This window comes from Kitasatospora sp. NPDC059803 (genome assembly GCF_042732255.1).
Lineage (GTDB): Bacteria > Actinomycetota > Actinomycetes > Streptomycetales > Streptomycetaceae > Kitasatospora.
The window spans coordinates 13,790-20,310 of the sequence record NZ_JBHWIJ010000060.1 but is presented as its reverse complement, the minus strand read 5'-3'; the positions used below and the strand labels follow the sequence as shown (position 1 = coordinate 20,310).

General features: G+C 74.1%; 5 protein-coding genes. 2 read left to right on the top strand and 3 right to left on the bottom strand.

The features are described 5' to 3' along the window. The coding region (locus ACFV6I_RS13050) for a hypothetical protein (RefSeq protein ID WP_380425028.1) at window positions 1-2,194 on the bottom strand (2,194 nt) is incomplete at its 3' end. Between the two features lie 372 nt (window positions 2,195-2,566). Between ACFV6I_RS13050 and ACFV6I_RS13045 the strand changes: the two genes are divergently transcribed. Next, entirely contained in the window at window positions 2,567-3,154 is a 588-nt protein-coding gene (locus ACFV6I_RS13045) for a TerD family protein (RefSeq protein ID WP_063350626.1), read from the top strand. 50 nt (window positions 3,155-3,204) lie between these two features. On the opposite strand, the gene ACFV6I_RS13040 is transcribed toward ACFV6I_RS13045, so the two are convergent. Continuing rightward, window positions 3,205-4,866: an ABC transporter permease gene (locus ACFV6I_RS13040; RefSeq protein ID WP_380425026.1), complete on the bottom strand. Its 1,662-nt coding sequence runs from the start codon at window positions 4,864-4,866 to the stop codon at window positions 3,205-3,207. Beyond that, window positions 4,863-5,789 carry an ABC transporter ATP-binding protein gene (locus tag ACFV6I_RS13035; protein WP_063350628.1) on the bottom strand — a complete coding sequence of 309 codons (927 nt, stop codon included), beginning with the start codon at window positions 5,787-5,789 and terminating at the stop codon, window positions 4,863-4,865. Before ACFV6I_RS13035 ends, ACFV6I_RS13040 begins: the two co-directional genes overlap by 4 nt. A 95-nt stretch (window positions 5,790-5,884) precedes the next feature. Between ACFV6I_RS13035 and ACFV6I_RS13030 the strand changes: the two genes are divergently transcribed. Continuing rightward, window positions 5,885-6,424 (top strand): MarR family transcriptional regulator, encoded by a 540-nt coding sequence (locus ACFV6I_RS13030; RefSeq protein ID WP_107452980.1) that lies wholly within the window; start codon window positions 5,885-5,887, stop codon window positions 6,422-6,424. Window positions 6,425-6,521: the final 97 nt, after the last annotated feature.

The window sequence follows — 6,521 nt, the reverse complement described above, 5'->3', positions numbered from 1 at the left end:
CCCACACACCCTCCTCGCCGCGGGGGCCGGGCCGCGCCCGCGCGCGCGCTCCCGTGACGGTGTACGGGACGGGCTTGGGCGTCGGGTCGGTGCCGTCCGGGGTGGCGACGGTGACGGCCGTGACGGCGGCGCCGGCCGGGAGGGCGTAGGAGAGCGTGCAGTTGGCGGGCGTGGTGCGGAAGGCCGCCGGGGTGTCGCCGAAGTTGGTGAAGTTCACCAGGTGGACGACGGTGTCGTTGCCGAGCCGCCGCGCGTCCAGGAAGATCCGGCGGTCCCCGGCCAGGGTGACGGCGGGCGGTGCGGACTGGCGGACTGGGGCGAGCAGTTGGTCGGCCGAGGCCTGGTCGGTCTTGGTGAGGTAGCTGAGCCCGGCCCGGTTGCGGACGTACCAGCAGGTGCCGCTGCCGTAGGCGTTCTGCTTGGCGGCCGGCAGTGGGCTTCCGCGCCGCAGTCCGAGCACGTCGGAGAGGGCGAACTCGGTGCGCTGGCCGCCCAGTTCGTCGAGCGCGGTGGGCGCCGGGCCGGTGATCACGATCGTCCCGCCGGCCGCGACGAAGCCCCGCAGCACGGCCGCCTCGGCGTCCGAGACCGCCTGGAGGTCGGGCAGCAGCAGCACCTTGAACCGGGCCAGGTCGGCGGCGGCCAGGCCGGGGCTGGGCACCGTGTCGAACGGGATGTGCGCGTACACCAGCGCCTTCACCGCGCCCCGGAACTCGCCCAGCCAGGGGACGGAGGCGCAGCTCTGCTCCGGGTCGTCGCCGCCCCACCAGTCGGCGATCCCGGCCGGCGCGGTCGCGTTGACGTACATCCCGATGCCCGCGCCCGGGCTGACGTAGTCCCGGGACGGGCTGGAGTGGTAGACGCCGACCTGGGCGGTCGAGGCGGCGTTGTAGAGCCGCTCCTGGTTGGTCTGGACGAAGCGGTACATCCGGGCGCGCATCGCCGCGTCCACGGTGTCGTTCTTGTACGGCGTCTTCACCTCGTAGGGGTTGCAGCCGGCCGCGATCAGCTGGGACATCACCAGCGAGGCGTCGTCGGCCTGCCAGCCGTAGGAGAACGCCCAGGCGGGCTTGGTGCCGCTGGCGCCGCGCGCGTACTTGTACATCGAGATGAGACAGACCCAGTCGGAGGCGGTGGCGTGCCGCATGCCGTCGTAGTTGCCGAGGATGTCCACCTCCCAGACCTGGCTGACGGCGCCCTCGGCCTGGCGCAGGTAGCCGCCGTCCAGGCCGATCGAGGTGGCGTAGCGGTAGTCCATCGAGACGGTTTCGACGAAGGTGACCAGGTCGGGGTTGACCGCGCGCCCGGCGGCGGCGATGTCGAGCTGGAACTGGAGCAGGTTGCGGTGGCGCCATTCGAGGTAGCGGCGGAACACCGGGTCGGCGAAGTCTGCGGCCTTGGGCAGGGCGAGGCCGGTGTCGGCCTTGAAGGCGGCCGCGCCCCAGGTGGAGGCGTCGCACCAGGAGAGCACGCCGTCGAAGTAGATCGGGACGTCGGGCCAGATGCCGTCCACGCCGGTGGCGGCCACGCCCTTGATCCGCTTGAGGTAGTAGTCCCGCCAGGGCGAGTTGGGGCTGAGCCAGACGCTCTCGTCGCCCGGGTCGACCCAGACCACCACGCTGCCGTAGAACACGTTGGGCTTTCCGGCGAGGTCGCGCTGCACCCAGGCGCCGCCCTGGTCGTTCTTGTAGAACGAGCGGCCCTTCTCGCCGCCGGGGGAGATCAGCTCCAGGGAGGGGTAGTACATGACGACCTTCAGACCGGCGGCGTGCGCCAGGCCGGTGAAGGTCTTCACCTCGGCCATGTGGGCCGCGAACTCGGCGTCGGTGAGCCAGTTGGAGAGCAGGGTGTCGAGTTCGATGACGCTGACGTTCTGCGCCTTGAGGGCGTCGACGGCGCTCTGCATGTCGGCGGGCTCGTTGAAGGTGCCGTCGCCGACGCGGGCGAACCGGGCCCAGTCCGGCCAGGGCTGCGCCGTGGCGGCGGTGCCCGGGAGGGGGGCGGGTGCGGGCGCGGACTCCGGTACGGGCGCGGGCTCCGGGGCGGCGGCCCAGGCCTGGCCGCCGGGCAGCAGGCGGACGGCGGCGAGCGCGCCGCCGGTGCCCAGGCCGGCCCGCAGCAGGCGGCGGCGGCCGAGGCGCGAGGTGGTGGCGGCGGTGGCGGGTGCGGGCGGTGTTCCTTCGTGCTCGGACATGGTGGTCCCCCCAGCGTGGGTTGGCGGATCACGGGAACGTGCGCGGAACGCTCGGTGCGTCGGCGGCCGTTCTCCCGGTCGGCGGCGCCTCCGAGCCGACCCTAGTCCGCGTGCCGCCCGCCTGTTCGGCCCCTGTTCGCGGCTACGCCAGACGTCGGATCGCCGGTTGCCAGGTTGACCGAGCCGGATTGCGCGCCCGCCCCGCGCAAGCTCCTCCCCGGGGCGCTTGACAGTGTGCAGACCGTCCCCGGTGGTGACGGCGGGGGGAGCGCGGGGTAGGGGTGCTGGGAGCGCGCCGGTCGGATGATCATAGAAGTTCGACAGTGCTGTAGATTCACGGCACGGAGCGGCGGCAGGGACGAGGAGGGCACGATGAGCGTTTCGCTGGCCAAGGGGCAGAAGATCAGCCTGGAGAAGCCGGGCGGCGGTCAGCTGAGTGTGGTCCGGATGGGCCTGGGCTGGAAGGCCGCGCAGCCCAAGGGCTTCTTCGCCAAGCTGCTGGCCGCCGGTCGGGAGATCGACCTGGACGCCTCGGCGGTGCTGTTCTCCCAGGGGCGGCCGGTGGACGTGGTCTTCTTCCAGCACCTCAACAGCAATGACGGTTCCGTCCGGCACAGCGGCGACAACCTGGTCGGCGGCGCGGGCGACGCGACCGACGACGAGTCGATCACCGTCGACCTGACCAAGATGGCCGCCGAGGTCGACCAGATCCTCTTCACCGTCAACTCCTTCACCGGCCAGACCTTCCAGGAGGTCGAGGCGGCCTTCTGCCGGCTGGTCGACGAGCAGACCGGTGCCGAACTGGCCCGGTACACGCTCACCGGGGGCGGCCCGTACACCGCGCAGATCATGGCCAAGGTGCAGCGCACGCCCACCGGTTGGCAGATGACCGCGATCGGGCAGCCGGCCAGCGGGCGGACCTTCCAGGACCTGATGCCGGAGCTGGTCAAGCACCTGTGACCCGGTCCGGGGCCGGCCCGTCGCGGCCGGCCCCGTCGCGGGCCTTGATGTCAGCGCACTTCCAGGTCGCGGCGCCGGAACCCGGCCAGCGCCAGGGCGATCAGGGCGGCCGCGACCAGGGTGAGCGCCGCGAGCGGCGTCCAGTCCATGGCGGCTGCCGGGAGCCGGGGCACCTGCCCGAACGGGGAGAGCCGGTCCAGGCCCGCCGGGAGCTTCAGCAGCGGGCCCAGGTACCCGATCACGAACGCGTACGCCGGCACCAGCCAGGCCAACTGCGTCGCCCGGGGCAGCCAGCCGTACACGGCGGCGGCGAAACCCACCGTCACCCACTGGGCGGGCGCGAACGCCAGGGCCGCGCCGACCAGTCGCGGGAACGCGCCGGCGTCACCGGTGGACAGCGCCCCGGCCAGGCCGAAGCCCACCCCCGCCGCGAGCAGCACCGCGGTCGAGCCCAGCAGCGCCGCCGCCAGGTGCCCGCCCAGCCAGCCGGACCGGGACACCCCGGTGGCCAGCACCGGCTCGGCCCGCCCGGCGCTCTCCTCGGCGCGCGGGCGCAGCGTCGCCAGCACCGCGTAGACCGCGCCGACCACCGCCACCACCAGCAGGGTCATCGCGGCGAAGGAGTCGGTGAGCGAGCGGTCGCCGAGCCGGGCGAGGGCCTCCTTCAGCTGGTCGACGTCCTTGACCATCGCGTCGGCGCCGCCCAGCAGTGACCCGTACATCGCGCCGAGCAGCAGCAGCGCGACCGCGAAGCCGCCCAGCAGGCCGCGGTGCAGGCGCAGGGCGAGGCCGAGCGGGGTGCCGAGGGCGGGGCGCGCGGTGGGCGGCCCCGGGCGGGCGGCGCGCAGGCCGGCGCCCACGTCCCGGCGGGTGCTCAGCGCGAAGCCGGCCGCGCCGGTGACGACGGTCAGGACGAGCGCGGGCAACAGCGGCCACCAGCGGTCGTCCACGAAGGGGTAGCTGCGCTGGAGCCAGCCGATCGGAGAGGCCCAGGAGAGCCCGTTCGACCCGGCGTCCCCGGCCGCGCGCACCGCGTAGGCGGCGCCGAGCACCGCGAGGGCCAGCCCTGAGGCCGTCCGGGCGTGCGCGGTGACCTGGACGGCGACGGCGGCGACCGCCGCGAACAGCAGTCCGGCGGCGGTGGTCGCGGCCCCGAACAGCAGCGCGCCGCCGGTGCCGAGCCCGGGGACGCCGAGGGCGGGCAGCCCGGCGGCGAGCAGCACGCCGAGCGCGAGGTCGGCGACGGCGGCGGCGCCCAGGGCGGCCGCGAGCTGGGCGTGCCGGCCGACGGCGGCGGAGCGGACCAGCTCGGCCCGCCCGCTCTCCTCCTCGGCCCGGGTGTGCCGGGCGACGGTCAGCACGCTCATCAGCCCGGCCAGCACCGCCAGCAGGCCGAGCAGCCGGTGGCCGAGCATGGCGCCCCAGGTGTAGTCGGCCAGGTAGTGCCCGGGGCCGGTCATGGCGAGGACGGCTGAGCCGGCGGAGGCGTGGGCGATCGAGGCGCGGTCGGCGGCGGTCGGGTAGAGGGTGTGCACGCTGTTGGCGCTGGCGAGGGTGAGCAGGCCGAGGCCGAGCACCCAGGCGGAGAGGCGGAGCCGGTCGCGGCGCAGGGCGAAGCGGAGCAGCGTGGCGGTGCCGGCCAGGGTGGTGTGCGGGCGGGGCGGGCGCGGGGCCGTGGCGGGCGCGCTGGTCGCGGTGGTGGTGGCGGTCATCGGGCGGCCTCGCCGTCGAGCGGGTGCCCGTTGGCGGCCAGCTCGTCGCCGTAGTGGCGCAGCATCAGCTCCTCCAGCGTGGGCGGATGGCTGACCAGGCTGCGCAGTCCGGCCTCGCCGAGACGGCGGATGGCGGCGTCCAGGTGGGCGCCGTCCACGGCGAAGTGCACCCGGGCGCCCTCGGTGCGGACGGCGTGCACGCCCTCCAGCGTCTCCAGTCCGGTGACGGGGCGGTGGGTCTCGGCCTCGACCGTGGTGCGGGTGAGGTGGCGCAGTTCGCCGAGGCTGCCGGTCTGCACCACCCGGCCGTGGCGGATGATGCTGACCCGGTCGCCGAGCTTCTCCACCTCGTCCAGGATGTGGCTGGACAGCAGGACGGTCCGCCCCTGCCGCCGGGCCTGGAGGACGACGTCCTGGAAGACCACCTCCATCAGCGGGTCGAGGCCGGAGGTCGGCTCGTCGAGCAGCAGCAGTTCGGCGTCGGAGGCGAGCGCGGCGACGATGGCGACCTTCTGCCGGTTGCCCTTGGAGTAGCTGCGGCCCTTCTTGGTGGGGTCGAGGTCGAAGCGCTCGATCAGCTCGTCGCGGCGGCGGCGGTCGAGCCGGCCGCGCAGCCGGGAGAGCAGGTCGATGGCCTCGCCGCCGGTGAGGTTGGGCCACAGTTCGACGTCGCCGGGGACGTAGGCGAGGCGGCGGTGCAGTTCGACGGCGTCGTGCCAGGGGTCCTTGCCGAGCAGTCGGGCGCTGCCGCCGTCGGCGCGCAGCAGGCCGAGGAGCACCCGGATGGCGGTGGACTTCCCGGCGCCGTTGGGCCCCAGGAATCCGTGCACCTCGCCGGTCTCGACGGTGAGGTCGAGGCCGTCCAGCGCGGTGGTCCGGCCGAAGGTCTTGCGCAGGCCGGTCAGGGTGATTGCCTTCGTCATGCTGCTGAAGCTACCGTAGTTTCAGAAAAACGTGAATATTGGGAAGGCGTTAAAGTTCAGTCGAGTTGTTGATCACCGGAGAGGGGAAGGCGCGCGTGGTGGAGCGGGAAGCGGAGCAGGGGCGCGACGAGCAGGCGGTGTCGGACTTCGTCGAACGGTTCGCGGCCGAGCTGGCGTCCGCGGGCATGGGCCGGATGCCGTCCCGGCTCTTCTCCTGCCTGATGGCCGAGGAGAGCGGCGTCCTGACCTCCGCCGAGCTCTCCGAACGGCTGCGGATCAGCCCGGCCGCAGTGTCCGGCGGGATGCGCTACCTCATCCAGATCGGCCTGGCCGCCAAGGAACGCGAGCCGGGCTCGCGGCGCGACCGCTACCGGGTGCTGAACGACGTCTGGTTCGAGTCGCTGACCCGGCGCGACGAGTACCTGCTGCGCTGGGTGCGGGTGCTCAGGGACGGCGAGGCCACCGTCGGCGCGGGCACCGTCGCGGGGGCGCGGCTGGGGGAGAGCGCGGCCTTCTTCGCGTTCATGGTGGACGAACTGCACGGCATGCTCGCGCGGTGGCGGGTGCACCGGGAGGGGCTGGGGCCGGGGGCGCTGCCGGGGGCCGGGGCCGGGGCCGGGTCGGATCCGGCGTAGGTCTCGGTCTCGGTCTCGGTCTCGGTCTCGGGAGCGTAGCGGGCGGGGCGGGGAACGCGGACGGGCGGGCACAAGGGGGGGGTGGGGGCGCACGAGT